The following is a 24,929-nucleotide window of genomic DNA, read 5'->3' as shown; positions in this document are numbered from 1 at the left end:
ACAACAACTCATGGAGCATCAACATGCACTTTACTCTGGATGCCGTGTCCACCACGGCACTGGCGCTGATATTGCTTGCATTTGGCGCCGGGCTTAAGCGCCGGCTCAACTGGCTGGAACACTTCTGCGTCCCTACCCCAGTGATCGGCGGTTTCGGCTTCGCCCTGCTGGCCTGGCTGCTGCGCGATCTTGGCTTGGTTACCTTCGAGCTTGACACGGCGATGCAGAGTCCATTGATGATCGCCTTCTTCACCACCGTGGGCCTGGGTGGAAGCCTGGCGCTGCTCAAGAAGGGCGGTAAGGCGCTGGGCATCTATCTAGTGGCCTGCTGGCTGCTGGCGCTGATGCAGAACGGCGTGGGCATTGGCATGGCCAGCCTGCTTGGCCTCGACCCGCTGATCGGCCTGATGGCCGGAGCCACCTCCTTAGAGGGCGGCTTTGGCGCAGCAGCGGCCTTTGGCCCTGAGGCGGAAGCCCTGGGTGCCCAGGGTGCCACTACTGCCGCCATTGCCTCTGCCACCTTCGGCATGATTGTCGGCGGTGTGATCGGCGCGCCCATCGCCCGCTGGATCATCGACCGTCGGCAGATTCCGGTTGTCGCCGAGGACGTGCATGATCTGGAGAAACTGCAAGCCGAGGAGCGCCCCACCCAAGCGCCCATCGACAGCCGTACCCTGCTGCGCGTGCTGGCCGTCGTAGTACCGATCATGGTACTGGGAGTGTGGTTCAAAGAGGCCCTGTCAACTCACCTAGGGGTCATCCTGCCGAGTTATGTGGGCGCCATGTTTGTCGCCATCCTGCTACGCAATCTTAATGATCGCTTCCACTGGGTCAGCATGCCAGACAACGCCCTCGCCACCCTGGGCGACGTAGCCTTGGGCGTGTTCCTGACCATGGCAATGATGAATCTCAAGATCTGGCAGCTCCAGGAGATGGGCGGCTCACTGCTATTAATCCTGCTGGTGCAGACCTTGGCCATCGTCTTCCTGGCCGTGGTGGTGCTGTTCCATCTGCTGGGCCGCAACTACGACGCCGCAGTGCTTACCGCGGGCTTTATTGGCCACGGTCTAGGCGCTACTCCCAATGCGGTGGCGAATATGAGCGCGGTGTGCGAGCACTATCGTGTGGTGTCGCATAAGGCCTTCATTATCGTCCCGCTGTGCGGCGCCGTGCTGATCGATATTGTCGCCATCCCCGCCATTACCTGGTGTCTGAACGCCTTCGCCTGATCAATGTTCGTCCGACAACGCTAGCCTCTGGATTCAGCTGGCGTTGTCGTTTTTGTCGCCGATGCCGCGAAGGTACTCATTACCTCTAGCCACACCTCTGCTACCGGTGAAGGCAAACCCTCGCGGCAAATTGCGCTCCCCAGGCACCTGCTCCAACTCCTCCATGGATTTCGACCGTATAACGCCAAACAGCAGCGCATTAGGACACGTTATCCTCTTTAGTAACGGGCTCTTCGATGGGCTCGCCATTCTCATCCAGCAATTGGTGATCATATGCTGCTTGAAGCCCCGTCTCTTCAGCAGCGGACTGCTCCTCTTGCAGTGGTTCTTCTTCAACTGACTCTTCCACCAAGTCTGCCCAGTAATCAATGTGGCCAGGATAAGCTGGCGATATAATCGCCACCACAATACCAACGACAGAAAATAGCGAAAATGCATAGGCATAACCAAAGCCGTCCACCAGCATACCAACAACCGGCGATCCTACTGCCTGCCCAAGCGCACAGGCCATAAAAGGCAAGACTGGCCCCATGGAAAGCCGCCCCGGCAATAGCCGAATCCCCGTCATCAGATACAGTCCCGTTAAGCTCATGTAAGCAAGTCCAAACACCATGGCGGAAAATATCGCCAATGCTAACTGGCCTGGACTGGCAGCAAGCAACACCAAGCTTGAAGACAGCATCATTAACATTAATGCCTGCGTAATAGGAGGGTTATTACGGTCAGCCAAATCACTCACTACGGCACCTCCAAGCCCAGCAAGTCCTACGGCAAACCAAAGCCAACCAGTTTGATTAGGAGGCAACCCACCAAGGGTAACGGCCAAATCAGGCGCAAAAAGCCAGAACGGCGAAGACACAAACCCCATAGCGAAAGCAAAGAGCGATAGCCGGGTAAGGCGCGACCACTGTAGCCGCGTGATTGGCGGTGGCGGCGCCGCATTCGCTGGCACAACCCGAGAGACCGAAGGAATAAAGTACCAGGCAGCAATGACCCCTAAGCCTGCCATAACGGCAAAGCTAGTGTAGGTAAAGCGCCACGCATCGGCCAGGAAAACGACCGTCGGCACTGCTACGATAATGCCAATACTGGTGCCAGCATTCATGATAGAGCTAACGCGGCCATGCATTGTTCGGCTCACCAGCGCCTGCATAGCAGCCGTCAGAGCGGGCATCATCAAACCGGTACAAATCCCGCAGACAAACACACCTACGCCGAGCGATAAGGCGCCAGACGACTGGCTGATAAAGACAAGGCCAGCCACACCAAATCCACCTGACAACACCGCCAAATTACGCGCACCGAACCGATCGGCTGCAAGCGGTGCGAACAACGTCGCCAAGACAAAACTAATAAACGGCAGCGCCCCAATAATGCCAACCAAGTACGCTGTCAGTTCTAGCTCGGCGCTAATGGAAGGCACAAACAAACCAAACGCAAAGCGCGCAAGTCCATAGCTAATTGCTACCAGCGCTGCACCAAATAGGGCGAACCCCATGTTCGACAAGGTTTTCATACCGAGCACTCCACGGCCGTGTGTGTCTTGTGCATCAAGCTGATCTATCAACTGCGCCACCAATAGCTTACTTCGCTGGGTGATTGCAATCTCCGGCTGTGTGGCTGCCGCAAAGAGGTATGATTTAGTCGATACGCAGAGTGCTTAAGTTAAAAATAAGCATTAAAAGAAGGTGACACTGAAAGTTTCACCGCTAGCTGCCAAGGGCGTTGATAACATCGCTAAGAAGTCACTTCGGTTGTATCAACCCATCACCGTTGCTTTGAAAGCAACAAATTCGTCATTAAAACGACTCTTTTCTACCCGCCAAGTCGCTTAGCTTACAAAAAGCCGAATAAAGGCACCGACATCAGTAGGGATAGGAAATGTTTTCAGATAAACAAGTTAGTGAAGCCACTGCTTTGCGGCATCGGCTACACCAGCAGCCCGAGCTTAAATTCCAGGAAAATAACACCGCCGCGCTGGTCGCGGAGCGGCTAAGAGCGCTTGGCTATCGCGTTACCGAAGGTATTGCCACTACAGGCGTTATGGCTGAGCTAGCGACCGGTCGCGAAGGGCCAGTGATTGCCTTTCGCGCCGATATGGATGCGTTACCCATCAAGGAAGCCAACACATTTGAGCATCGCTCCCAACGGCAAGGTTTGATGCATGCCTGTGGTCACGATGGGCATACCGCCACGCTTTTGTTGGCTGCCGAGGCCATCATGGCGCTGCGTGACGAGCTATGTGGACACATTAAACTGCTATTTCAGCCTGGCGAGGAAGGTGGCAATGGTGCCGACATCATGGTCAAGGCAGGGGTATTGGAAAACCCCAAGGTGGACGCGATATTTGGCTACCACAACCGCCCTGGTTTCCCAACAGGCCAACTGTTTGTTAAACCCGGGCCGGCTATGGGCGGTAACGACACTTATAAAATCACTATCGAAGGTATTTCCGGCCATGCCGCCATGCCGCACTTGGCGGTAGATCCTATTTATGTCGGGGCATCGCTGGTACAGCAGTTGCAAGGGTTAGTGGGCCGCCACAAATCGCCGCTGGAAGCAGGCGTGATCACTGTAGCTGCTTTCCATGCGGGCGATGCCGCCAATGTGATTCCTGGCCAAGCCGAGCTGCTAGTGAATATCCGCAGCGACCGCCCCTCTTCACGCGAAGCGCTTGCAGGCAAGCTTGAGCAGGTAACCGCTGGCGTATGCGCAGCCCACAGTGCGCAGTTTCATCTGGAACACCTACACCAGGTGCCCCCCCTGGTTAACGACCCTGCGTGGTCAGAACGTGTGTTAGCGGTTGCCTACAAACACGCAGTAAGCCACGACATTCAGCAGCTGGACTATATGCCCACTATGGGTGCCGAAGATTTCGCGTTCTACCTGCAGGAAGTACCGGGGTGTTTCTTCTTTGTCGGTAATGGCGATAGCGCCTATCTGCACAACGAGCACTACGACTTTAACGATGCTGTTCTGCCGGTCGCAGGCGGGATGTTTGTGGCGCTGGCAAAAGAGCTGTTAGCACGAGCGTAATTCTCTGCAGGCCTCTTATTACGATTAAAAAAATAACGTTAAGTAAAAAGGATTTATACGATGCAAGGTGTTCTTTCATCTATTGAGCGTGTGGGTAATAAGCTCCCACACCCGTTTATTCTCTTTGTCATTTTGGCTGGCGTAGTTGTGGTCGTCTCAGCCCTGCTTGCCGCACTCGGCGTTTCAGCGGTTAACCCGCAAACCGACGCAGTGGTGCAGGTACGCAGTCTACTATCGGCTGATGGCATTGAGTTTATGCTGACCAGCGTGGTCAGTAACTTCGTTAACTTCCCTCCCCTCGGCCTTATTTTGGTGGTGATGTTTGGCATTGGTTTGGCCGATAAAGTGGGCTTAATGTCGACCTTGATGCAGGTGAGCGTGGCGAAAGCACCACCCGCTCTGCTCACTTTCTGCGTTTTTATGGCAGGTATTTGCGGCAGTATTGCCTCCGATGCCAACTACCTGATCCTGATCCCGCTAGCCGCCATGGTGTACTACTCGGTGGGCCGTCACCCAATCGCCGGTGCAGCTGCCGCCTACGCAGCGGCAGGCGCCGGGTTTGATGCCAGCCTGTTCATTACCGTCGGGGATGCGCTGTTTGCTGGCATAACCACGGAGGCCGCACGCTTGGTAGACCCAGACGCCTACGTCTCACCTGTTGATAACTACTACTTTGTGGCCTGCTCAGTGTTTGTGCTGGCAATTGTTGGCACGTTAGTCATCGATAAGATCGTAGAGCCGAGGCTGCAACGCACCCTACCGATAAGCAAAGACTTTAAAACTGACATTATAAAACCGGCATTAACCGACGCAGAAAAGCGCGGCCTAAAGCGGGTAGGTATTGCCACACTGATTTACCTAGCGCTGATCTTAATTGCCGTGGTGCCCGAGGCATCACCACTGCGCAATGAAGAGGGCGGCTTGATCCCCTCGCCCTTTTTGCGCTCACTCGTGCCACTGATGTTTGGCTACTTCGTCACTATTGGCTTGGTATACGGCATCACCACCGACAAGATCACCAGCAGCCGTGATGTACCACAACGCATGGCGGAGTCTGCCAGTGACTTAGCACCTACCCTAGTACTGTTCTTTGCCATTTCGCAGTTTATTGCTTATTTCCGCTGGTCAGAATTGGGGCAATTTATTGCTATTGAAGGCTCCAATATTCTGCAAAGCACCGGATTTACCGGGCTACCGCTAGTAGGCGCGTTTATTGCGATGAGCGCAGTGCTGAACGTCTTTATGACCAGCGGCTCCGCTCAGTGGGCATTAATGGCCCCGGTATTCGTGCCGATGCTGATGATGATCGACTTCGATCCAGCTTTTGTATTGGCAATGTTCCGCATAGGCGATTCCAGCACGAACATCATCTCCCCTATGAGCCCATATTTTTCGGTAGCACTGGTGTATATGCAGCGCTATAAGCCAGATATGGGGCTAGGCACGTTGATAGCCACCATGCTGCCGTTAGCCATAGGCTTTTTGCTCGCCTGGTCAGCGTTTTTGATGTTCTGGCTGGCCATGGGCTGGCCAATTGGCCCAGGCGTATACATGATGGCTAACTGATACTTCAGTACGTCACTGCATCGCCATCATTAACTTCCACAAATAGTCGGCAGCGGGCGAAAGCCTTCTGCCGACTCTACGCACCAAATTGCCTTGGCTACTAGCGGCCATAGGGTGGTCAATGGGAATCGCCTTCAGCAAACCAGCGTTTACTTCGCTGCGTGCAGCAGCAGCCGTCATAAACGACACGCCAATCCCCGCACATGCCAACCTTCGAGACACCGAATGCAGGTTGCAACGATAGGCAGGCGTAGCCAACTGCCCGGCAGCACCAAATAGCGCATTCACGAACTGCTGCGAGCCCGAGGCATCCGGTAAAAAAATCAATTTGTGCTGTAATAACTCCGTGACCGACACGCTATCTTGGCGGGCAAGCCGGTGGGATGGTGCTACCAGCGCGCACAACGGCCCCCGCTCAAAAGAGTGCACTACTAACCGTGGGTCTGAAATGGGGCCGTAGGTAATAGCAATATCCACCTCGTCGCTGGCCACCATCTCATGGGGTTCTCGGGGGTAATAAATCCCTGTTTTAATCTCGATCAGCACGTCGGGATAATGCTCGGAAACACGGCGCATCACGTGGTTGATAAAGCTATCCACAAAGCCATCACCTACCGAGACTACCACCTTCCCCGACTGTAAATTGCGTAACCGAGACAGCGTATCTCCCAGCTCTGAATTCAACCGCCGCTGAGCAAGAAATCCTTCCACTACCAATTGGCCTGCTTCGGTCAACGTCACATGCCGACCTTGACGCTCCAACAACGCCATGCCCAATTCTCTCTCCAACCCACGTACTTGGCGGCTTACCACAGAGGGATTGATATGCAGATGCTCCGCCGCCGCACGAATGCCACCGCAACTGCTTACCTCAAATAAGTAAAACGCACGTTTATCCAGTAGGGTCATGATGATCTCGTGTGAATAACCTCGTGCCGATGAGCTCGCACACCAGCTTTTTCAAACCAATAGCAACAAAATGCCCCTATCTAAGGCAGCTTGCTCCCATCTTTTTTATGCTACTTTCGAAATATAAATAATGTGATTTTATAGTGGCAGACCATGCGTGCCTATCTAAGCCAGAACGTGTGCCCTAAAACCTTATTGAGTCAAAAAATCACCCACACGCTCACATAAAGACATGGAACATGGACACAAAGAGTAGAATGAAAATTACTCTGAATGCGATAGGAGCATGCATCGTTGCAAATAGCTGAGATAACACCCTCTGAGGTGCCAATGGAGCTACTTCTTTTAGCGGATCCCTGCGAAGAAGCCATCAAAAGCTACCTATATCAATCAAGATGCTTCATCGCCTGTGCCAAGGGTTCGGTAGTTGGAGTTTGTGTTATCAAGCCGATTTCTGAGGGAGCACTGGAATTGATGAACATTGCCGTTTCACCATCGGTTCAACAGAACGGTGTTGGTACACAACTTCTCAGGCATGTTATCGAAAAAGTAAAGGCATCTGGTGCGCAACGCTTAGAGGTAGGAACGGGTACATTCGGCTATCAACTGACCTTCTACCAACGGCAGGGCTTTAGGGTTAATTGTATTGATAAAGATTTTTTCTTGAAGAACTACCCTGAGCCTATCATTGAAAATGGAATTCAGCACAAAGATATGCTTAGACTAAGCCTGGAATTTTAGCCCCCTCATAAGATAACGGTTAATAACTCAGCATATTCTTTTTAGACTACTCTATAAACAAACGCGAAAACCCCGCACACGGCGGGGTTTTTAAGCTTACCGACTTAGCCGGTAGCTAATATCTCGGTAGGGAGTTTATTCCACAACCTTGATATTAGAAGCTTGAAGGCCTTTTTGGCCCTGAGTTACGTCAAAAGAAACCTTCTGACCGTCTTGCAGGGATTTAAAGCCTTCTGCTTGAATTTCGGAGAAGTGTGCGAACAGATCGTCGCCGCTAACTTCAGGAGAAATAAAGCCGAAGCCTTTAGTGTCGTTAAACCACTTTACGGTACCAGTTGCCATGATCGAAATCCTCGATTTAGCGAAATTAATGCCGAGGAAATACCCGAGTTACAGAGGGTAGAACAAGAGACTTTCACCAGGCTCAACGCTAAAATGCTTCGATACTGCTGACAACGTTCGACTTGCTAACCAACTGCAATCAGTCTGCGCTTCTATATTACTTACGTCAACAGCTAATACCAAAAAGAGCTAAATAAGGTAACAACAGCCTCTATATTGAGGTGTTTATCCTGAACATAAAATAAAGCTTAATCATATATTGAGGATTTAAAACATGCATTACAGCAACTTACAAACTTATTGGCTGGCATATAGCCAGCCATTCTTTTAAAACAATTTTAAAAAATTTTCTTCAAACGCTTAAATCGCACATCAGCATGGCTTTTCCCACTTCTTCGTCAGTAATCAACTGCGCCTGATAGGGGCCGCTGTCATGGTTCACCAAGGAATAATCAACGCTTGAAAGCCTTTCCTGCACTTCGTCAATAGGCGCTGAAAACTCAACCAAAAGCACGCTAATGCCATTTGAGTTTCCAAGATAAAAAACGAAGCTTTCAACTGGCAGGCCGTAGTACTCACCGTTTTTTGCTGCTAAACGGTAGCCGCTATAATCTCGGTTGCGCTCGAAGAAATCTATTTCTCCAAGAACTTCTTTATAAACAGTCGGCAGAACAATCTCGTTAACCTCCGGGTAGAGCGAGCCATCTGGGTAAGTCACCAGATTACGGCGTAGTTCGCTCCACTCCTCAGATTGGGCACAACCGTCTTCCCACGACGCAAGCAAGGGCGTCCAATCTACTGTTGAGCCTGACGCAGCAGTTCCATAGAAAAGCGCGCAGCCGAAAACTGCGGCAATCACTGGCTTATAGGTACGTTTCATCTAGTTCCCTTTTTAATTTATATTTAATCGAAAAGACTGGTAGGTACGGCGTCGGGTGCGCCTTGCTCAAGCCAAAGGCTGTGCCTTTCTGTGTAGTAGTTTTCATAGCTGTGCCAAGTACTATTAAATTTGTTACCTATATCGTAAGTAATAGCACCAGCTGCTTCAGCTAAAGCTAAAACAGTGTTCTTCGAAACCTCACAGTTACTTCCCACTAAACTTGAGTATTGTTGAGTCAAATTTTCGTCAACCGACGTAACTTCTGGATCTTTACCCGATACAAACCACGCTTTGCCATGTTCTCCGTAGACGCTTCCACCAAAACGTACAAACAGATCAGCGAAGTGCAGATACTTTGTTGCATCATTACAAGAAGCCGTGTGAATATTAATTCCCGCACTTCTGGCTAAGCGCTCCATCAGCTCTTCGTTGCCGCTATCAATCACCGTAAAGTAACTAATGAACTCCATAGGATCGACAGGCTCAGCACGAAAGCTATTGAGCAGGATTTGCTGCGTCCTTTCATCACCTCTTAGGACAGCATCGTAAAAGCCCATATACAGCGTCGAGAAAGGCATTTCGATTCGAAATGGCGGCTCACCTTGGCTGACTTGCATTGGGCGACACTCACTATCGAGTAAGCGCAGATTGTCACCGATCACGTCCCTCGCCCTGGGCGTCAGGTTTAAAAATGTTGCCACAGTTAACTGCAAAGGCTCAGACGTGCCTGCCTGCCGTTCATCGATATAGTCAGCAAATGAATAGAGCCGCTCATCGTCTTGGCAAGCAACCTGGGCGAATGCACTGGTGGGCAGTGAAAACAGCGATATTACCCCGGCGGTAAATAGGGCCTTAAAATACATTTACTGGCACTCCTGTGGCTTTATAGTGACGCGGCGACTGACATTAAAATAGGGGTTGATGGGGTCTTCAATGGTGGTTGATTCAGCCAATTGATAGCCATCTCCCTCTTGCTGAACGGCTGGCCGCCAACTGCCTCGGCTTGAAATACCTTCTTCTCGGTAAAAGGCTTCAACCATTTCCCAGGCAATGTTTTTATCAACCACAATGTTGGCATTAGGCTCGGCTTGTTCACCTTGGCACTCGTTGGTATTTTCAACGTAAATACCTTGGCTAAACACATTGTCGTATATCAACCAAAACGCGTTTTCTTCCATCACGTTGCCTAAGCTGCCGACAAACATGCGCGCGACTTGTTGAATAGTGTCAACGTTCTGGCCTAATAACCGATAGTGGTCGCCATCTAATAGATAAAACGCCCAGAACCAACGCGCATCAATCGCCGCTGCTTTGGTACCGCGCAAAAATTCCATGTGCGCGCTTAACTCTGGTGTTTGCCTTAACTTAGAAAGCAAGATGTCGAGATGCTCTTCAAAGGGCAGTACCGGATGGCCAATTAGCTCCCCATCAAAGTAATAAACAGGGTTACATTCCATGCTAGCAATCACCATATTGCGTGCTAACAGCGTTTGAACGTTCTCACCGGCAAATAGAAATGTGCGTAATGTCACCAGGAGAGGATCCATATCGTCGCCATTGGCTAATGCCTGCAAGGTCCCCCGGGGGTCTTCCTGTAAGCGAATATCATCGCCGTATTGGCAACCAAATTGGGCACTTTCCTGAGCAATGTAATATTGCCAGGCTTGCTTTTGCTCTTGTGTTAATGCTGATTGTGCGAAGGATTCGACCACCAAATCGTTAGCATGCGCAGCAGAGAATGTTGTTACCCCTACCGCGATGGCTCCCGCCCATTTCAGCGCTTTTTTCATGATCATTCGTGGTTCCTTGTCACTATCACGTCTAGCGGTTGGCCTGCCGTGCTGGCTGGCAGTTGTCTCGCCCCAAAAACGCCATAGCGTAAGTCGTGAGTTTGTGAAAAGGTGAATACGCCTGTATTGGTGTGGCTGTGATGAACCACTAGCCAGTCTCCCTTGGTCAGAACGCCCTGAATACCTTCTAACGCTGCTTCCGATAGCGTTAAGGCTTGAGGACGATAGCCGACACCCCTGGCGCGCTCACGCAGGCGCTGAACGTCTGCCAAGCTCATACGACGAAGCTGGCTATCCCCTTCTGCTTGGGGCTCGCCATACTCAGGCCCGAAATAAGCAAGGCCATACTGACGTTCATGCCGCGCAAAACAGCTAAGTACCTGTGGCGTACTGGCAGCAGCGGTAAACCGATGGGCCCCTAGCACATCAGCAATTTGGTCGGCCTCACGACGTACTGCATGACAATTAACTTCGCCCAAGAGCGTAGGTTGGAAATGCACCCATAACGCGATGCCATCTTCATTTCGCTGGATAACACGAGCAAAATCAGTTGCAAGAGAAATACTAACGGGGCGTTTCGCAATCGCGTCGCTACCACAGTCGCCATGCCTGGCGGCTCGCCACTGAAGACTATTTACTCGACTAATATCCATCGCTCTTGAGAAATTGGTAAGGCAGGTACCTTCGCCAGTGATCACCGGAGAACGATGGATCGCCCAGTTGCCGTCACTGAGCTGCTGGACATCAATAAGTGCCGCGTGATGGGGCATGTTTTCATGCAGTGTGGCTAGTTGGCTTTCTAGCGGCGTTGAGACGTCTAGATGCATCACACCTAACGGCCCCTCGTTCTCTGGCAACGCCACATGAGTGCTGTTTTCTTCGGCGGCAGAGGGAGAATAGGGAGAGAGAGAATAAGGAGAAGCCGATAACTCAACTAGCCTTTCTACCGCAGCTTGTTCAACAGAGCCAGATGTTGTTGCTTCACTTTCCTGGTTATCACTTTCAAAACGCTCTATCGCGTTGGAATGCCCGCTTACCAATGGAGGCGCAATGTAGGAAGCGAAGCGCCCTAACGAATAGATCACCGGCTGAGTGTGAATTACCCAGGTGGCAAATAACGCGCCCCCCGTGGTCATTGAGCGCTGAAATTCTTCGTTAAAATAACGGTACGTTGGGGTTTGCGTCACTGCCGCACTACTCAACATAGGCACCGTTACAACAATCACCAACCCACCCACTTTGATCGCGTGGGGTAACCAGCGATATCTGGAAACCATGAGAACAGGAATACTTGCGGCCAAACCAATCGCATTCACTAACGCAAAAAACAGTGAAAAACCCATCGCAATCGGTGGCACAATAAGTGCTCGAACGTACTGTTTACCCTCTTCTTCTCTAGACTGACCATTCGCGAGCAGTTGAGCGTCATCATATAACCGCTGACGCTCCGCCTCGGCATACGCTAAATAGTGCGGTAACAGCACCTGGTCTCTGAACTGCTCTGGCGTCAGGTCTAACGTGATGACCATCTGCTCATCACGCGGTTGTAACGCCTCGTGTAGTTGATCCTGAATTGGCTGAGAGGCAATAAAGGCGTCGGCATTCAAATCAAGTGGTAGCGATGCACCTAAATGTTGTTGCATGGACTGATCTGCTTGCTCGCCTATCTCGTGAGACTGCTCTGCAATAATCGCCTCAAGAAATCCCTCCCGGTCATTCGCGCGCCAATCACTGGGTAGCTCAATACCCTGTGCCAGCATTGCTTGCCTTACCTGAGCAGCAACGTCATCACTCGCCACAAAGTGTTCGTAAGAAGCAGGCGCACCTAAAACGGTGGCTAGCTTCCCATTCAAATGCTCGTAAGAGAGGTCTTCACAGCGCTGAACGGTTCGCTGCTCAGTAACGAAACGATTGCCACGACGGACATTTTGGGTCACTACTTCGGGGGCATAGCACCAATCTGTGGGGGCAATATAGTGCCCTAAATTGTCGACTACTTCTTTACGATAAATCTCTTCGACTCGAACAACACATTCATTTCTAAAATGGCCACTTTCACATCGTTGTCGGGCATTAAAATAGGTTGCCAAACTGCGCTGTAGTGTCAGCACCTGGCGAGTGAAAGCCTCTTCGCTTCCTTCTACTTGGTTATTTCGCCATTGACTTAACAGGTCTTCTTGCACATCTAGCCACGCTTGCTCAGCGTAGCTGGAGATCTCTTGCTGGGCCGCCCAATAATTATCCGAAATCGTTTTATACGCGTCCCATGCACCACGAGTAGACTCTTGTAGCGTTTCATAGCCTTGGTAGCTTTCAGGTAGCTCCTTACTCGCTTCATTTGTCGCCACTTGATGGATAATACGCTCTGCCTCTGCCTTGAGATCATCAACAAAGGCGGGAGAGACAAACGTCATCAGCCCTAATACAGAAAGAAAGCTACGCGTATGAGGTGAATCGAGATCTTCTTCATCAAACGCAATACCTTCCAACTGCAGTGAGTTAGTGGCAAGACCCCGTTTCATCAGCAGAAGATGCTGAGCATCCATGCGCTGCTCGGCAGAAGTGCGATCAATCAATACATCAACTAAGATGCGCTGGCCAAAAAACATAACAGGGAAGCCAATGGCAATCGCCAGCGTCACCTGCTTTATAAACAACTTGGTTGGCTTATTTTTTAATGTGATCAGGCGTAGTAGCAGCAAGCTAAGTCCGATACCCGACAGTATCCGCCCCTCTAGCTCTAACGCTCTAATGTCGCCGTTCGATAAGCGGGCAACCGATGCATCTACCAAGCGGCTGTTAAACGCCAATTCATAAACTAAATAGGCAATATTGAGTGTGAAGAGCAGCCAAAGCCAAGCCCTCCCATTTTTTAAGTAATGACGCATTATTCTCTTTGTTCGCTTGGTATCGTGATAATGACGGGGGCTGTTCGAGGCGCTGTTACCACTGTCGTTCCGCTACCTGTTTTTAATTGGCCGCGCTCTGGCAGCGTTACAACGATAGCGCTGCCTTCAAGCGATACCAGGGCGCCCGTTTGATTCAAATAAGCGCCCTGTTGAATAAAAAAGGCCTGTTCTTCATCAACGCCACGGGCAGCATCATCAGGCAGAACGGTGCCTTCGATGACTAAGGGAGTGCGGGGTACTGCGCTTTGCGAGGAGGGACAATCAGCTTCATCACGACATAACAGCTGTGCAGCGAAATCATCCAAGCTATCTGCATAAACTGGCTGGCTATAATAGCTTTGAACGCAGGAAAAACTGGCTAATATGCCGAAAATGACGGCTGTATTTCGGCATGAAAACACGCTCACTCCCGCTATCGAGTTTTTTGAAATATTAATTATTATTTATAATCACAGACCCGCCCTGTATAAGTCAACGCTACTTTTCAGTTAAATTAACATTTTATTTCCTTTTGCTAATTCATTCTGATGGACGTTTATATCCTGTCGTAGCGCTGTCTTCTGGCCGCTAGCTATCAGGTAAGGTTGAGTTCTTTGAGCATTTTTGAGGGATGTTCGTACCACGTCTGCAACGCCTTTGCCGGCATGGGACGGGCGATACCGAATCCTTGCAACAAATGGCAGCCCATTTCTGTCAGTCGTTTGACGTGAGCGTTACTCTCAACCCCTTCCGCGACGACTTTTTTATTGAATCGTTTAGCCAGATACACAACGCTCTCAACAATGGCCAAATCATGATCGCGCTCCAACATGTTGATAACGAAGCTGCGATCTACTTTAACCACATCCACAGGCAGATCACGTAGATAGGTCAGCGACGAATACCCCGTACCAAAATCATCCAAGGCAACGTTCACCCCTAGCGAGCGACAGGCACGCATGACCTGTGTCGCGGCTTGCAAATCGTCCAGCGCAGCAGACTCCAGTACCTCAAGGCATAGCAGTGCTGGCGACACATCTGGGTGTGCGGCCAACGCACCCTGCAGCGTATCGAAGAAATCGGCTCGAGTGAGTGACTGGGGGCTTAGGTTAATGCATACCTCCAGCATGATGTCGCTGGCATGCCACTCCTCCATCTGCTTCAGCGCTGTTTCGAGCACCCATGCATCAAAGCTCAGTTCTAGTTCGCTACCAGAAATCGCGGGTAGAAACTGACCGGGGGCCAGCAGCCCGCGCTCGGGGTGCTGCCAGCGGATCAGCGCCTCCACACCGGTGACCTGCTGAAAGACTGGGTCAAACTGCGGCTGGTAAAAGAGCACAAACTCATCTGCATCAAGTGCACGTGCAATTTGTCCGCGCCGGATCTGAAGGTCCTTAAGCTCTTGTTCGCGCTCAGGATCGAATAGGACGAAACGATTACCACCGGCCATTTTGGCGCGATACATCGCTTGGTCGGCGTGACGTAACAGGGTGTCAGGATCATTGTGATCAGCAGGAAAGAGAGTAACGCCTAGGCTGCCAGTCAGTCTCAGCGGCGCCTTATCTGTACCCCCTAGTTCAGGCATCGTCAATGGTTTCGTAACCTGTTGAAGTATAAGATTTAAACGCTCAATACCACCCTCAAATCGGTGCAGCAGAAAAGCAAACTCATCCCCCCCAATACGAGCGATAAGATCACCTGACCCTAGCGCATCGACTAATTGTCCAGCCAAAACCACCAGGATTCGATCAGCCCCCGCTCGACCAAATCTCAAATTGAGTTCCTGAAACCCGTCTAAGTCGAGTACCGCTATTGCCAGGGTTTCATCTGGCTTGCTGCTATCAAGTGCCTCATGCATAAGCTCAATCATGTGGCGGCGATTAGGCAGCGCGGTCAGGCGATCCACATACCCCGCTCGAAACAGCTCATCCGCATGCTGCTTGATGCGCGTCAGGTCGGAAAAAACGGCAACATGATGGGTAGTGTCACCAGTTTCATTGCGTACCACTGAAATTGACAGCATCTCTGGCAATGGATCGCCGTTTTTGCGTCGATTAATCACCTCACCCTGCCAATATCCCTTCTCGTTCAGCGATGCCCACAGTGACCGATAGAAGCTAGGCGTTTGGCGCCCTGACGATAAGACCCGAGGGTTCTTGCCAAGCACTTCGTCACGGGTATAGCCGGTAATTCGTTCAAATGCTTCATTAACCTCAATAATGCGGTTATCGCTATCCGAGATCATGATCGCTTCACGACTGCTAGAAAACACCTTGGAGGATAGCTCCAGGCGCTTCCAGGCTTCGTCGTTCTGACGGCGCAAGCGTAAGCCGTGAATCAGTTGACCAAGTGGCCGGAGCAAAGGCTCAAGCAACGTAAGCGTTTCATTGCTATACCCCTTAGCACAGTTGGCAAGTCCCAGCATAGCAACCATCTCGCCTTCCACCGAGACAGGCAGACACAACAGCGTATCGAGGGAAGGATGCCCTTTAGGCAGTCCGCCACGCCTTGGATCATGGGAAGGCCGATTGCTAATCAGCGGCTTGCCAGTACGCAGAACATGACCATAGAGTGAGTCTAACTGAGAGAACACTAAACCGTGCGCTTGTGCCTTACGGTAAAGTGTCCGTGAAGCGTCGTCCCAACTAATATCAGTAATGGCGTGGGTCTTAAGAAACGGCTCTCCGCTCTCATCCTTAAACACCTCACCAATAAACCCGTATTCACTCTCTGTTAGCGACAGCAGCGCCTCTAGCGCACCTGAAAACGTATCAGAAATATTATCTCCAGCAATAATGCTCGCTTGCAGGCGAGTGATTAGATCGTCGATACGGTGACGCCACTCAAGTTCGTGTTTGTTCCGCTGAAGGAGCGTAATGTCCTGCAGGGTACCGGCAATATGACGGGCAGGCACCGTATCGTCGATAGAGGCACCCGTTAACTGTACCCAGGTAATCGCCGTTTCGCCGGGGGCTTTCAAACGTAGGCAGGCGTCAAAAGGAGTGCCCTGATGAATGATTCTCCCCAACCCGCTTTCCAGTGTGTCGCGATCTTCAGGCAAATAGTGACTTGCGAGCTCAAAGCGGCTACTAGGTGTTAACGGCGAAGCGCCATGCAAGCGTAGAAACGCCTCATTACTCCATATCGTATTGGAGCTTACATCGAGCTCCCAAACACCCAGCCCCGCGTGATTAATAAGTCGCTCAAGACGCTGAAGCCGCTGCAATTCCAGATGACTCATGACCTGGTGGGCTAAGGTCTGCAAATGACGCTTATTCTCGTCACCTATGGCCCTTAGGCGGTGATCTATCAGGCACAGCGTGCCAATAGAAAACCCGTCGGGCGTCACTAGCGGCGCTCCCAGGTAGTAGCGAATATAAGGCGGGCCGGTGACTAAGGGATTATTCTGGAAACGGGCATCCACAGTGGCATCCACCACCTCCAAAAGCTCGTTTTCCAAAATAGTATAAGCGCAGAACGAGACGTCACGGGGGATATTGGCAATTTCGGGGCCCACTTGGCTCTTGAACCACTGACACTCTTCTTCAACCAAGCCGATCAGCACAATTGGAACGTCAAAAAACTTGGCGGCAGAACGAGTAATAGCATCTAAAACAGCGTCAGGAGCCTGGTTATGACGGATATAGCGCCACATCGCACGCAAACGGTCTGCTTCATTCGGTGGCAATGGTGCAACCATTAACACTCCTCAATGAAACAGAGCTGAAGGTTTGCTAAGGGGCAAAATAATGACGGCCTGAACTCATGACGCATGGGAGACTTCCTTACATTTTTTTTGGCGTCTTTTAGTATCGGCAAGCAATGCAATAGCTTTAGTCGGATATCGCGAGAATTAGCATAAAGGAGGAGCAATTTTACGTTGCTATCACTTATGTTTAGTTACATGGTACGAGTTGAATAGCTACGCGTCAGAATTAAACATAAATACAGTCATACGGCCCTTGAGCCTCATGCATGAAAAGGGCGCGTTATGCACCATGAATTTCCGCTACTAGAAGGCCCAGCAGGAAATCCACGAGCTGACCGCCGCCGGAGCGCCACTCACCACAACGCTGGTCGCGCTAATTGAATAGGCAAAATTGATGCTGCCTGACGCGCTGGTTTACATTATGCGCTTCGATCCGGCGCACACTTTCTGAGTGGCACCGCTCCCTGTTTGTGAATCACCCTGGTGGCGTTTATGAATTTGACCTTAACGGACACTTTCAACGCTGCAATAAAGCACTTGAAAGTATCACAGGATACCCAGCATCTCATTTAATAGGGGCACATTTTAACCCGTTTATTGCGCACTCCTTTCAATAACCTACCCAGCAACAGCAAGAAGACCTCACTCGCCGCCACTGTGACCTACTCCAAGGGTACCTATTCGCACGCCCCATGCCCTTAGAAGAACTAAAGCGCCTGCCCGACTATTTACCCGTCGCCCTAACAACTAACAACTAACAACTAACAACTAACAACTAATCCAAACGAGCTCGTATCCACTCAATAAAAACGCGCAGCTTATAAACGTCGACCATATGCTCTGGGTAGGCCATGTAGTAAGCATCCTGGCTTTTAAGCGAGAACTGCCAAGGAATGATTAACTTCCCCTCATCAAGCTCTTCCTGAGCAAGGAATTTTGGCACTAGGGCGACGCCACAGCCCGCGCGGGCAGATCTTAACGCCATATAGAACGTATCGAATCTTGGCCCATGGTAGCTGTGCTCCGTATATAGATCTTGTGCTTCAAACCAGTCATGCCACCCCTCGGGCCGAGTAGAAACCTGTAACAACACCATGTCTGTTAAGTCTAATGGGTCGCGAACGGTTGTCTGCTCCATGGCGGAAGGCGCGCAGACAGGCACCACCTCTTCATCCAGCAACTTTATACACTCAGCCCGCGGCCATACACCATGGCCAAAAAAGAACGCCGCCTCTATGCGCTCTTTTTGCATATCAAACGGTTCGGTACGGTTAGAAATATTGAGATTAATATTGGGATGTTTAAAGCGGAACCCGTTGAGTCTGGGGATAAGCCAACGCGCCCCAAAGGTGGGTAACGTGGCGATATTCAGTACATCTGCCTCTACGCCATAAGACTGCATATAACGCGTAGACATTTCGACTTGGGCTAGTATTTTACGCGCTTCGCCAAGATAGACCGCCCCCTCTGGCGTCAGGTGCAGGCGCTTTCTCACCCGCCTGAATAACGGATGTTGCAGCGTTACTTCCAATTGTGACACCTGCTTGCTCACCGCACTTTGCGTCAGGCTCAGCTCATCCGCGGCCCGCGTAAAACTGAGGTGCCTCGCCGCTGCCTCAAAGCAATTCAAGCTGGTCAAAGAAGGTAAGTTTCGACGACGCATGGCAATCCCACTTGGTGAAATTAAGGAATGATGTTTTTCACAAACATCGTTTGATGAGCTACCGCAAGCTTGGCAATACTGGCTCTGTAACCAATTTACTCACAACTTAATATTTGGTGAAGCAATGATTCATTCCCTGATGGAAAAAATGGGCGTCGCAAAAGAACAGTATCAAGGCGGCTACCTGATTGTTACCACGCCGATTGATGGTAGCGAAATTGGTCGTCTTACAACGGCTTCTAGCAGCGATATTGAAACTGCTATTGCGAACTCAGAAAAAGCCTTTCAAGCCTGGAAAAGCGTGCCTGCCCCCCGTCGTGGTGAATTGGTGCGCCTGTTTGGGGATCAACTGCGCCAGCACAAGGAATCACTAGGCGAGCTGGTCACCTGGGAGTGTGGCAAGATTCTCCAGGAAGGGCTTGGCGAAGTTCAGGAAATGATCGACATTTGCGACCTTGCCGTTGGTCAATCTCGCCAGCTTTTTGGACTGACCATCGCTTCCGAGCGCCCTGGTCACCACATGCGTGAAAGCTGGCACCCGTTAGGCCCGATTGGCCTAATTACGGCATTTAACTTTCCCGTTGCCCCTTGGGCATGGAATTCAGCCTTAGCGCTGGTATGCGGCAATAGCTTGCTGTGGAAACCTTCAGAAAAAACACCGTTAACAGCGCTGGCATGCCAAGCACTGTTAGAGCGCGCCATTGAAGAGTTCGGCGATGAGGCACCCAAGCACCTGAGCCAGGTGATAGTTGGTGAGCGTGCCGCTGGCGAGCAGTTGGTCAATGACGCTCGCGTTGCGCTGATCAGCGCTACCGGCAGCACCCGCATGGGTCGCGAAGTTGGCCCACAAGTGGCAGCGCGCTTCGGTCGCAGCATTCTTGAACTGGGTGGCAACAACGCCATGATCTTAGCGCCGAGCGCAGATCTTGATATGGCGACTCGCGCCATTCTCTTCTCTGCGGTAGGTACGGCTGGGCAACGCTGCACGACACTGCGCCGCTTAGTCGTTCATGAATCCATTAAAGACGAAATCTTAGCGCGTCTTAAGAAGTCCTATAGCGCGGTGTCTATCGGCAACCCGCTTGAAGGTAACTTGGTTGGTCCGCTAATTGACCATCAAGCCTTTGATGCGATGCAAAGCGTGCTGGCTAAAGCGCGTGAACAAGGTGCGAAGGTGTTCGGTGGCAACCGTGTAGAGATCGCCAACAGCAACGAAGGCTACTACGTCGAGCCTGCCATTGTTGAAGTGACCGAGCAAAACGATCTGGTCAAGCACGAAACTTTTGCGCCCATTCTTTATGTTCTCACCTACAAAGAGCTGGATGAGGCTATTGCTACCAATAATGACGTCCCCCAGGGCCTGTCATCGTGTATTTTCACCACCGATGTTCGCGAAGCCGAAACCTTCATCTCTGCGGTTGGTAGTGACTGCGGCATCGCCAACGTCAACATCGGCCCTAGCGGTGCTGAAATTGGCGGTGCGTTTGGGGGCGAGAAGGAAACCGGCGGCGGTCGCGAGTCCGGCTCCGACGTTTGGAAGAGCTATATGCGTCGCCAAACTAACACCGTGAACTACTCTCGTGAACTCCCACTGGCCCAAGGCATTAAGTTCGACTAACCCTTCCCCTCTATAAGGGCCCTTCCCTGCAGGGCCCTTACTAAAAACATAAAAAATGAAGGTGATGTATGCGTGACGATGTCCAAATCGGCCCGACGCCAGGCCTCGCGATGGCGCTATTACCGCTGCTGGCCACTACCGCCATTCTAATTCTGCAATTTTTTATCTTCTCTGACTTTACCCCGCATATTCCTTTAGCCTTCGGGATAATGATTTGTGCCCTGTGCGGACGCATCCGTGGCGTACCCTGGCAAAAAATGGAAGCATCAATGCTTGAGGTGGTTAAGCTGGGGATGCCCGCTATTTTTATTCTATTAGCGGTCGGTATGGTGATTGGCACCTGGATTCTTTCCGGCACCGTTCCCACGCTGATGTATTACGGTTTTCAGCTGGTTTCACCCTCTTACTTCCTTGTCGCGACCTGCGTCATTAGTGCGTTGGTATCTCTTGCCACAGGCACGTCCTGGGGCACAGTAGGAACGCTCGGGCTTGCCCTAATGGGCATCGGCGAAGGGCTGGGCATTCCCATGTATCTAACGGGCGGGGCGCTGGTATCCGGTGCGTTCTTTGGCGATAAAATGTCGCCCTTATCAGAGACTACCAACCTAACCCCTGCCGTATGTGAAACCGATTTATGGAGCCATATACGCAGCATGATGGCCACCACGGTGCCTGCTATGATTGTCGCGCTGGTGCTTTATTTATGGCTCGGCACTAGCTATGGCGGCCAGCTTGAACGAAGTACCGATATTGCAACGTTTCGTCAGGCTCTTGATGACACCTTTACGCTCTCCTGGGTAACGCTGATTCCGCCTTTTGTTGTGATCGGTTTAGCGCTTGCCAAATTCCCACCTTTCCCGACTATTTTCACCGGCGCTGCGATAGGCGGCTTAGTGGCTATCGGCGTTCAGGGCGAAACCGTTCATGCCGTGTTTGATGCCATGCAAAATGGCTTTAGCAGCGATACTGGCAATCCGGCGATTGATGCTCTACTCAGCAGTGGCGGTGTGCTCTCCATGACCTGGGTGGTAACGCTAACGTTCTTCGCGCTGGGTTTTGCTGGCATGTTAGAAGCCTATGGCACCGTTGACGCGATTATTAAGCAGCTCATGCGGCTCATTAAAGGTCGCTTCAGCTTAGTGGCAACAAGCTCCGGCACAACGCTGGCGGTAAGCACTATTATTGGCGATGTTTATACAACGCTGGTGCTGCCCGGTCGCTTGCTGAAAGGCCAGTATCAAGCCATGGGCTATAAGACCTCGACGTTGTCACGCACCATTGAAGACAATGGCACGCTCTCCTCGCCGTTGATTCCCTGGAACATGGGCGGTGGATTTGTGTCCTCGACGATTGGCGTACCCACGTTAGCATATGCGCCCTTTGCATTTGCTTGCTGGCTATCCCCTTTATTCGGCCTGCTGTGGGCGCTAACTGGCCGCTTTATTCCTCGTGAATCCCCCGAGATCGCGGCTGAAAACTCGCCCCATACACCTCAAAACAACTACTCCTCCCAACCTACTTCATAGCCATACAGGGTCGGCCTATGGCCGACCTGCGCTTCTTTTCAGGAGGTACTATAAGATGCAAACGACCCTCTCCGAGCGCTGCCTTTGGCTGCAAACGAGCGCGGAAGCCCCAGTACACTATCCTGCGTTAGCGAACCAGGAAGAGGCCGAGGTCTGTGTTGTTGGTGGCGGTATTACGGGTCTGTCCACCGCGTTACATTTGGCCGAAAAAGGCATCAAGGTAATTTTGCTGGAGGCGGGAGATATCCCCACGGGTGGTTCAGGCCGCAACGTTGGCCTGGTTAATGCCGGACTTTGGATTCCACCCGATGACATCGTGGCCGCGCTAGGTGAAGAAAAAGGCGAACGCGTTAATACTATTCTGGGCGGCGCCCCAGCAAAAGTATTCGACATTATTGAGCGCTATGCCATTGAGTGCGATGCAACGCGTACAGGCACCCTGCACCTTGGCCATAACACCAAAGGCTGCCAAGAGCTCGCACGCCGCCGGGACCAGTTACAAAACCGTGGGGCGCCGGTGACGTTAATCGAAGGAGAGGCATGCGAGCGGATGACGGGAACCTCTCAGATACATACCGCGCTGCTTGATAAGCGCGCGGGCACTATCAACCCCTGCGCCTATACGCGAGGCCTCGCACGTGCGTCAGCGGATCTTGGGGCCACTCTCTACTGCCAAAGTCCCGTAACAGGCATCAAGCGACAGGAAGACCGCTGGCGGGTATTAACTCAAGATGGCAGCGTGACCGCGAGCAAAGTCGTCATGGCGACCAATGCGTATACCGAAGACGACTGGAATCAAGTTCGACAACACTTCTTTACCGGCCACTATTATCAACTGGCGTCAGAACCCCTGACGGGCGAAGCCGCCGATGCGATACTGCCAGAGAAGCAAGGCGCTTGGGACACTCGGACGGTACTTAGCAGTATTCGGCGAGATAAGGCAGGCCGCTTGCTGTTGGGCAGCCTAGGGAAAGGTGAAGGCAAACCGCTGGCTTACTTAACCCGCTGGGCCGATACCATAAAAGATCATTACTTCCCTGGGCTCGGCAACGTTCGCTGGGAATATACCTGGACCGGCAAGGTCGCGTTCACACCGGACCACACCTTGCGTATTTTTGAACCGGCTCCTGGGATATTGTCAGCTACTGGCTATAACGGACGCGGCATTACTACCGGCACGGTGGTCGGCCAAGGTTTTGCCCATTACATTGCAAACGATGATGACAGCCTGCTGCCGCTTCCGCTATCACAGCCCAAACCCATCAAAGCCCGCCCTCTGTGGAGCTGTGCCTATGAAGGCGGTTTCTCGCTATATCATGCGGGTCAGTGTCTACGGGTGCTGATCTAGGGGCATTACTACGTAACAAAACGGCAGCACATTCCTGTGCTGCCGTTCTTTATAAACGAAAGATTAGCTTTTTAAACTTGCCAGCACCTTCGCTTTAGAGGCATTTTCGCGCTCTGCATAGAGCGATAGCTCATCCGTCACCTGGGTACCCAATGCCTCTTCAAAGGCATCGCGATTGGCATTCCCAGCATAGGCTTCGCTCTCTGCACCACCCAGGTTCGACTGGAAAATACCCGCCGCACTCACTGGTAGAAAGTCTTCATAGGTAATCGGCTGTGCTTCCACCAGCCCCTGGGCGATTAACGCCTCAATATCGGCATTGCCAACGTCTTTGGCGGCCTGACCTTTCTCGGTCAGGTGATAGTGAAAATACGCTAACCCCTCACGGCGCATGGCTTCGTCGTTATCAGGGAGCTTGGCAAAGACGTTTTGCATAACCGTTTGATGTGCGTCGTTATCCAACCCTGCGGTTTGCTTACGGCCTTCAGTAAGCAACTGGTCATAAAGCGCACGGCCTTTCGGTGTTAGCGCCACTCCACGCTGCTCAATTTCACCAAAGCGAGCGGTGTGAGTACCTTGCGCGTCACCGGCAAAGCGGATTGATTCTTCCAACGCTTTAAAGCTGGTTTGGCGCAGCAAAATGGGGCATTCACGACGCGGCGGCCCTTCAATGACGGCTTTGGGATTCATGCCCATCTCCGGCATGCGGCGCTGTACTTCGTCGATATCCAGGGTGCGTGGCGTCAGGTGATTAATATGCGGCCCACGGAAGCACACCACATCGGCAATCAAACGGTGCTCATCATGTAGCGCCTGGTAAGTCTCCAGATCGACCGTCGCATCCTGGTGCCAACGGAAGGTTTCCAGAGCTTCTTTGACGAACTGGTCGGCTTCTTCGCTGGTTAACCCACCCTGGGTTTCATGACGCTCAATAAGCTCGCGCGCCCCTGGGGTAAAGATATCGCGCTTTGCCAGAATCTCTTCTGAACGCTGGCGCAGCGCTTCGCTTTCAATAAGCTCTAAACGCAGCAGCGAGGTAAAAACACGGAAAGGGTTCATCGCCAGCGCATCATCGTCGATAGGCCGGAAGGCGGTTGAGTGAACCGGTACGCCCGCTTCTGAAAGGTCGTAATAGCCCACCGGATACATACCCATCACAGCAAACAGGCGGCGCAGCATGGCAAGCTCTGTAGCGGTTCCCACGCGAATAGCCCCGTGGCGTTCTACGCTCAAACGGGCCAATTCACCCTGCGCTTCCAGGCGGCGATGCAGTTCGGGCTGTTGACTAAGTGTTTCTTGGTTAACGCGCTCGACAAGTTCAAGCAGCGTTCCGTACTGCGGCACTTCGGCTTGATACATGGCCGACATTGCCTTAGAGAAACGGTCACGCACTTCATTGGTTGAAAGAAGGCTCGGTTGAGTCATTTCGTTGCTCTCTCTTGCATATTGTTGGGATAAGGATGAGATACCGACCTCAATTGCGCCAATAGCGCCTGAAGCGGGTGTAGCAAAGTTTGCCCAGAATAGCGTTTCACCTGGCTGCGGCAGGAGTAGCCGGTGGCTAGCAGCTTGCCTGTGTTTTGCTCGGCTTCCACCTGGGGCTGCCAGGATTGGGCATAAATGGTTTTGGAGGTTGCGACATTACGGGTTTCATGGCCGTAGGTGCCGGACATACCGCAGCAGC

21 protein-coding genes are annotated in these 24,929 nt (G+C 51.8%); 8 read left to right on the top strand and 13 right to left on the bottom strand.

From position 1 onward, the window contains the following. Positions 1 to 23: 23 nt before the first annotated feature. The gene (gene gltS / locus JFC11_RS08885) at positions 24 to 1,229 is read left to right on the top strand and encodes a sodium/glutamate symporter (protein WP_198349304.1); all 1,206 of its coding nucleotides are present in this window, start codon (positions 24 to 26) and stop codon (positions 1,227 to 1,229) included. Between the two features lie 33 nt (positions 1,230 to 1,262). On the opposite strand, the gene JFC11_RS19085 is transcribed toward gltS, so the two are convergent. Both JFC11_RS19085 and JFC11_RS08880 read right to left on the bottom strand, forming a co-directional pair. After that, a complete protein-coding gene (locus tag JFC11_RS19085; protein ID WP_269438877.1) occupies positions 1,263 to 1,394 on the bottom strand; it encodes a hypothetical protein in 132 nt (43 codons plus the stop codon). Positions 1,395 to 1,428: 34 nt separating this feature from the next. After that, a complete protein-coding gene (locus tag JFC11_RS08880) occupies positions 1,429 to 2,745 on the bottom strand; it encodes an MFS transporter (protein ID WP_198349302.1) in 1,317 nt (438 codons plus the stop codon). Between the two features lie 365 nt (positions 2,746 to 3,110). On the opposite strand from JFC11_RS08880, the gene JFC11_RS08875 reads away from it, so the two are divergent. Together JFC11_RS08875 and JFC11_RS08870 are read left to right on the top strand one after the other, a co-directional pair. Next, positions 3,111 to 4,265: a M20 metallopeptidase family protein gene (locus tag JFC11_RS08875; RefSeq protein ID WP_095603604.1), complete on the top strand. Its 1,155-nt coding sequence runs from the start codon at positions 3,111 to 3,113 to the stop codon at positions 4,263 to 4,265. A gap of 60 nt (positions 4,266 to 4,325) precedes the next feature. After that, a complete protein-coding gene (locus JFC11_RS08870; RefSeq protein WP_095603603.1) occupies positions 4,326 to 5,831 on the top strand; it encodes an AbgT family transporter in 1,506 nt (501 codons plus the stop codon). Between the two features lie 12 nt (positions 5,832 to 5,843). Here the strand turns inward: JFC11_RS08870 and JFC11_RS08865 are convergent, their stop codons facing one another. Then, the gene (locus JFC11_RS08865; RefSeq protein WP_038478990.1) at positions 5,844 to 6,740 is read right to left on the bottom strand and encodes a LysR family transcriptional regulator; all 897 of its coding nucleotides are present in this window, start codon (positions 6,738 to 6,740) and stop codon (positions 5,844 to 5,846) included. A gap of 330 nt (positions 6,741 to 7,070) precedes the next feature. Between JFC11_RS08865 and JFC11_RS08860 the strand changes: the two genes are divergently transcribed. Next, positions 7,071 to 7,481 (top strand): GNAT family N-acetyltransferase, encoded by a 411-nt coding sequence (locus tag JFC11_RS08860; protein WP_038486363.1) that lies wholly within the window; start codon positions 7,071 to 7,073, stop codon positions 7,479 to 7,481. 135 nt (positions 7,482 to 7,616) lie between these two features. Here the strand turns inward: JFC11_RS08860 and JFC11_RS08855 are convergent, their stop codons facing one another. The 7 genes from JFC11_RS08855 to JFC11_RS08825 all read right to left on the bottom strand — a co-directional run bounded on the left by JFC11_RS08855 (position 7,617) and on the right by JFC11_RS08825 (position 17,081). Further along, on the bottom strand, positions 7,617 to 7,823 hold the full coding sequence (locus JFC11_RS08855) for a cold-shock protein (RefSeq protein WP_038478993.1): 207 nt from the start codon (positions 7,821 to 7,823) through the stop codon (positions 7,617 to 7,619). Between the two features lie 352 nt (positions 7,824 to 8,175). Next, a complete protein-coding gene (locus JFC11_RS08850) occupies positions 8,176 to 8,703 on the bottom strand; it encodes a hypothetical protein (protein ID WP_198349300.1) in 528 nt (175 codons plus the stop codon). A 23-nt stretch (positions 8,704 to 8,726) separates the two neighbouring features. Then, positions 8,727 to 9,566 carry a hypothetical protein gene (locus JFC11_RS08845; protein ID WP_198349299.1) on the bottom strand — a complete coding sequence of 280 codons (840 nt, stop codon included), beginning with the start codon at positions 9,564 to 9,566 and terminating at the stop codon, positions 8,727 to 8,729. Beyond that, positions 9,567 to 10,499: a hypothetical protein gene (locus JFC11_RS08840; protein ID WP_198349297.1), complete on the bottom strand. Its 933-nt coding sequence runs from the start codon at positions 10,497 to 10,499 to the stop codon at positions 9,567 to 9,569. Continuing rightward, positions 10,496 to 13,381, bottom strand: coding sequence for a DUF1761 domain-containing protein (locus JFC11_RS08835; protein ID WP_198349296.1), 2,886 nt, complete (start codon positions 13,379 to 13,381; stop codon positions 10,496 to 10,498). The genes JFC11_RS08840 and JFC11_RS08835 overlap by 4 nt, the downstream gene beginning before the upstream one ends. Next, positions 13,381 to 13,707, bottom strand: coding sequence for a hypothetical protein (locus JFC11_RS08830; protein ID WP_198349294.1), 327 nt, complete (start codon positions 13,705 to 13,707; stop codon positions 13,381 to 13,383). Before JFC11_RS08830 ends, JFC11_RS08835 begins: the two co-directional genes overlap by 1 nt. 269 nt (positions 13,708 to 13,976) lie before the next feature. Then, the gene (locus JFC11_RS08825) at positions 13,977 to 17,081 is read right to left on the bottom strand and encodes a bifunctional diguanylate cyclase/phosphodiesterase (RefSeq protein WP_198349292.1); all 3,105 of its coding nucleotides are present in this window, start codon (positions 17,079 to 17,081) and stop codon (positions 13,977 to 13,979) included. A 479-nt stretch (positions 17,082 to 17,560) separates the two neighbouring features. Here JFC11_RS08825 and JFC11_RS08820 point away from each other — a divergent pair, with 479 nt between their 5' ends. Then, positions 17,561 to 17,707, top strand: a complete 147-nt coding sequence (locus JFC11_RS08820) for a PAS domain S-box protein (protein WP_231657893.1) — start codon at positions 17,561 to 17,563, stop codon at positions 17,705 to 17,707. A gap of 158 nt (positions 17,708 to 17,865) precedes the next feature. On the opposite strand, the gene JFC11_RS08815 is transcribed toward JFC11_RS08820, so the two are convergent. Then, on the bottom strand, positions 17,866 to 18,753 hold the full coding sequence (locus JFC11_RS08815) for a LysR family transcriptional regulator (protein ID WP_038478998.1): 888 nt from the start codon (positions 18,751 to 18,753) through the stop codon (positions 17,866 to 17,868). A gap of 124 nt (positions 18,754 to 18,877) precedes the next feature. On the opposite strand from JFC11_RS08815, the gene amaB reads away from it, so the two are divergent. From amaB to amaA, 3 genes are all read left to right on the top strand, one after another. Next, complete coding sequence (gene amaB / locus JFC11_RS08810; RefSeq protein ID WP_198349290.1) at positions 18,878 to 20,371, top strand: L-piperidine-6-carboxylate dehydrogenase; 1,494 nt, start codon at positions 18,878 to 18,880, stop codon at positions 20,369 to 20,371. Between the two features lie 68 nt (positions 20,372 to 20,439). Next, a complete protein-coding gene (gene nhaC, locus JFC11_RS08805; protein WP_038479004.1) occupies positions 20,440 to 21,897 on the top strand; it encodes a Na+/H+ antiporter NhaC in 1,458 nt (485 codons plus the stop codon). Positions 21,898 to 21,952: 55 nt separating this feature from the next. Beyond that, on the top strand, positions 21,953 to 23,245 hold the full coding sequence (amaA, locus tag JFC11_RS08800; RefSeq protein ID WP_198349289.1) for an L-pipecolate oxidase: 1,293 nt from the start codon (positions 21,953 to 21,955) through the stop codon (positions 23,243 to 23,245). Positions 23,246 to 23,308: 63 nt separating this feature from the next. Here the strand turns inward: amaA and hglS are convergent, their stop codons facing one another. Both hglS and JFC11_RS08790 read right to left on the bottom strand, forming a co-directional pair. Further along, positions 23,309 to 24,670, bottom strand: coding sequence for a 2-oxoadipate dioxygenase/decarboxylase HglS (hglS, locus tag JFC11_RS08795; RefSeq protein WP_120386185.1), 1,362 nt, complete (start codon positions 24,668 to 24,670; stop codon positions 23,309 to 23,311). Continuing rightward, on the bottom strand, positions 24,667 to 24,929 hold a 263-nt coding region (locus JFC11_RS08790), incomplete at its 5' end, for a (Fe-S)-binding protein (protein WP_198349288.1). The genes hglS and JFC11_RS08790, both read right to left, overlap by 4 nt.

Source organism: Vreelandella alkaliphila, from assembly GCF_016107625.1.
GTDB classification, from domain to species: Bacteria; Pseudomonadota; Gammaproteobacteria; order Pseudomonadales; family Halomonadaceae; genus Vreelandella; species Vreelandella alkaliphila.
This window is presented reverse-complemented; position numbering and strand designations above follow the sequence as displayed.

Excerpts from the sequence above, each read along its gene's own strand:
- gltS (WP_198349304.1), top strand. The coding sequence starts at position 24 with ATGCACTTTACTCTGGATGCCGTGTCCACCACGGCACTGGCGCTGATA.
- JFC11_RS19085 (WP_269438877.1), bottom strand. The coding sequence starts at position 1,394 with ATGGAGGAGTTGGAGCAGGTGCCTGGGGAGCGCAATTTGCCGCGAGGG.
- JFC11_RS08880 (WP_198349302.1), bottom strand. The coding sequence starts at position 2,745 with ATGAAAACCTTGTCGAACATGGGGTTCGCCCTATTTGGTGCAGCGCTG.
- JFC11_RS08875 (WP_095603604.1), top strand. The coding sequence starts at position 3,111 with ATGTTTTCAGATAAACAAGTTAGTGAAGCCACTGCTTTGCGGCATCGG.
- JFC11_RS08870 (WP_095603603.1), top strand. The coding sequence starts at position 4,326 with ATGCAAGGTGTTCTTTCATCTATTGAGCGTGTGGGTAATAAGCTCCCA.
- JFC11_RS08865 (WP_038478990.1), bottom strand. The coding sequence starts at position 6,740 with ATGACCCTACTGGATAAACGTGCGTTTTACTTATTTGAGGTAAGCAGT.
- JFC11_RS08860 (WP_038486363.1), top strand. The coding sequence starts at position 7,071 with ATGGAGCTACTTCTTTTAGCGGATCCCTGCGAAGAAGCCATCAAAAGC.
- JFC11_RS08855 (WP_038478993.1), bottom strand. The coding sequence starts at position 7,823 with ATGGCAACTGGTACCGTAAAGTGGTTTAACGACACTAAAGGCTTCGGC.
- JFC11_RS08850 (WP_198349300.1), bottom strand. The coding sequence starts at position 8,703 with ATGAAACGTACCTATAAGCCAGTGATTGCCGCAGTTTTCGGCTGCGCG.
- JFC11_RS08845 (WP_198349299.1), bottom strand. The coding sequence starts at position 9,566 with ATGTATTTTAAGGCCCTATTTACCGCCGGGGTAATATCGCTGTTTTCA.
- JFC11_RS08840 (WP_198349297.1), bottom strand. The coding sequence starts at position 10,499 with ATGATCATGAAAAAAGCGCTGAAATGGGCGGGAGCCATCGCGGTAGGG.
- JFC11_RS08835 (WP_198349296.1), bottom strand. The coding sequence starts at position 13,381 with ATGCGTCATTACTTAAAAAATGGGAGGGCTTGGCTTTGGCTGCTCTTC.
- JFC11_RS08825 (WP_198349292.1), bottom strand. The coding sequence starts at position 17,081 with ATGGTTGCACCATTGCCACCGAATGAAGCAGACCGTTTGCGTGCGATG.
- JFC11_RS08815 (WP_038478998.1), bottom strand. The coding sequence starts at position 18,753 with ATGCGTCGTCGAAACTTACCTTCTTTGACCAGCTTGAATTGCTTTGAG.
- amaB (WP_198349290.1), top strand. The coding sequence starts at position 18,878 with ATGATTCATTCCCTGATGGAAAAAATGGGCGTCGCAAAAGAACAGTAT.
- nhaC (WP_038479004.1), top strand. The coding sequence starts at position 20,440 with ATGCGTGACGATGTCCAAATCGGCCCGACGCCAGGCCTCGCGATGGCG.
- amaA (WP_198349289.1), top strand. The coding sequence starts at position 21,953 with ATGCAAACGACCCTCTCCGAGCGCTGCCTTTGGCTGCAAACGAGCGCG.
- hglS (WP_120386185.1), bottom strand. The coding sequence starts at position 24,670 with ATGACTCAACCGAGCCTTCTTTCAACCAATGAAGTGCGTGACCGTTTC.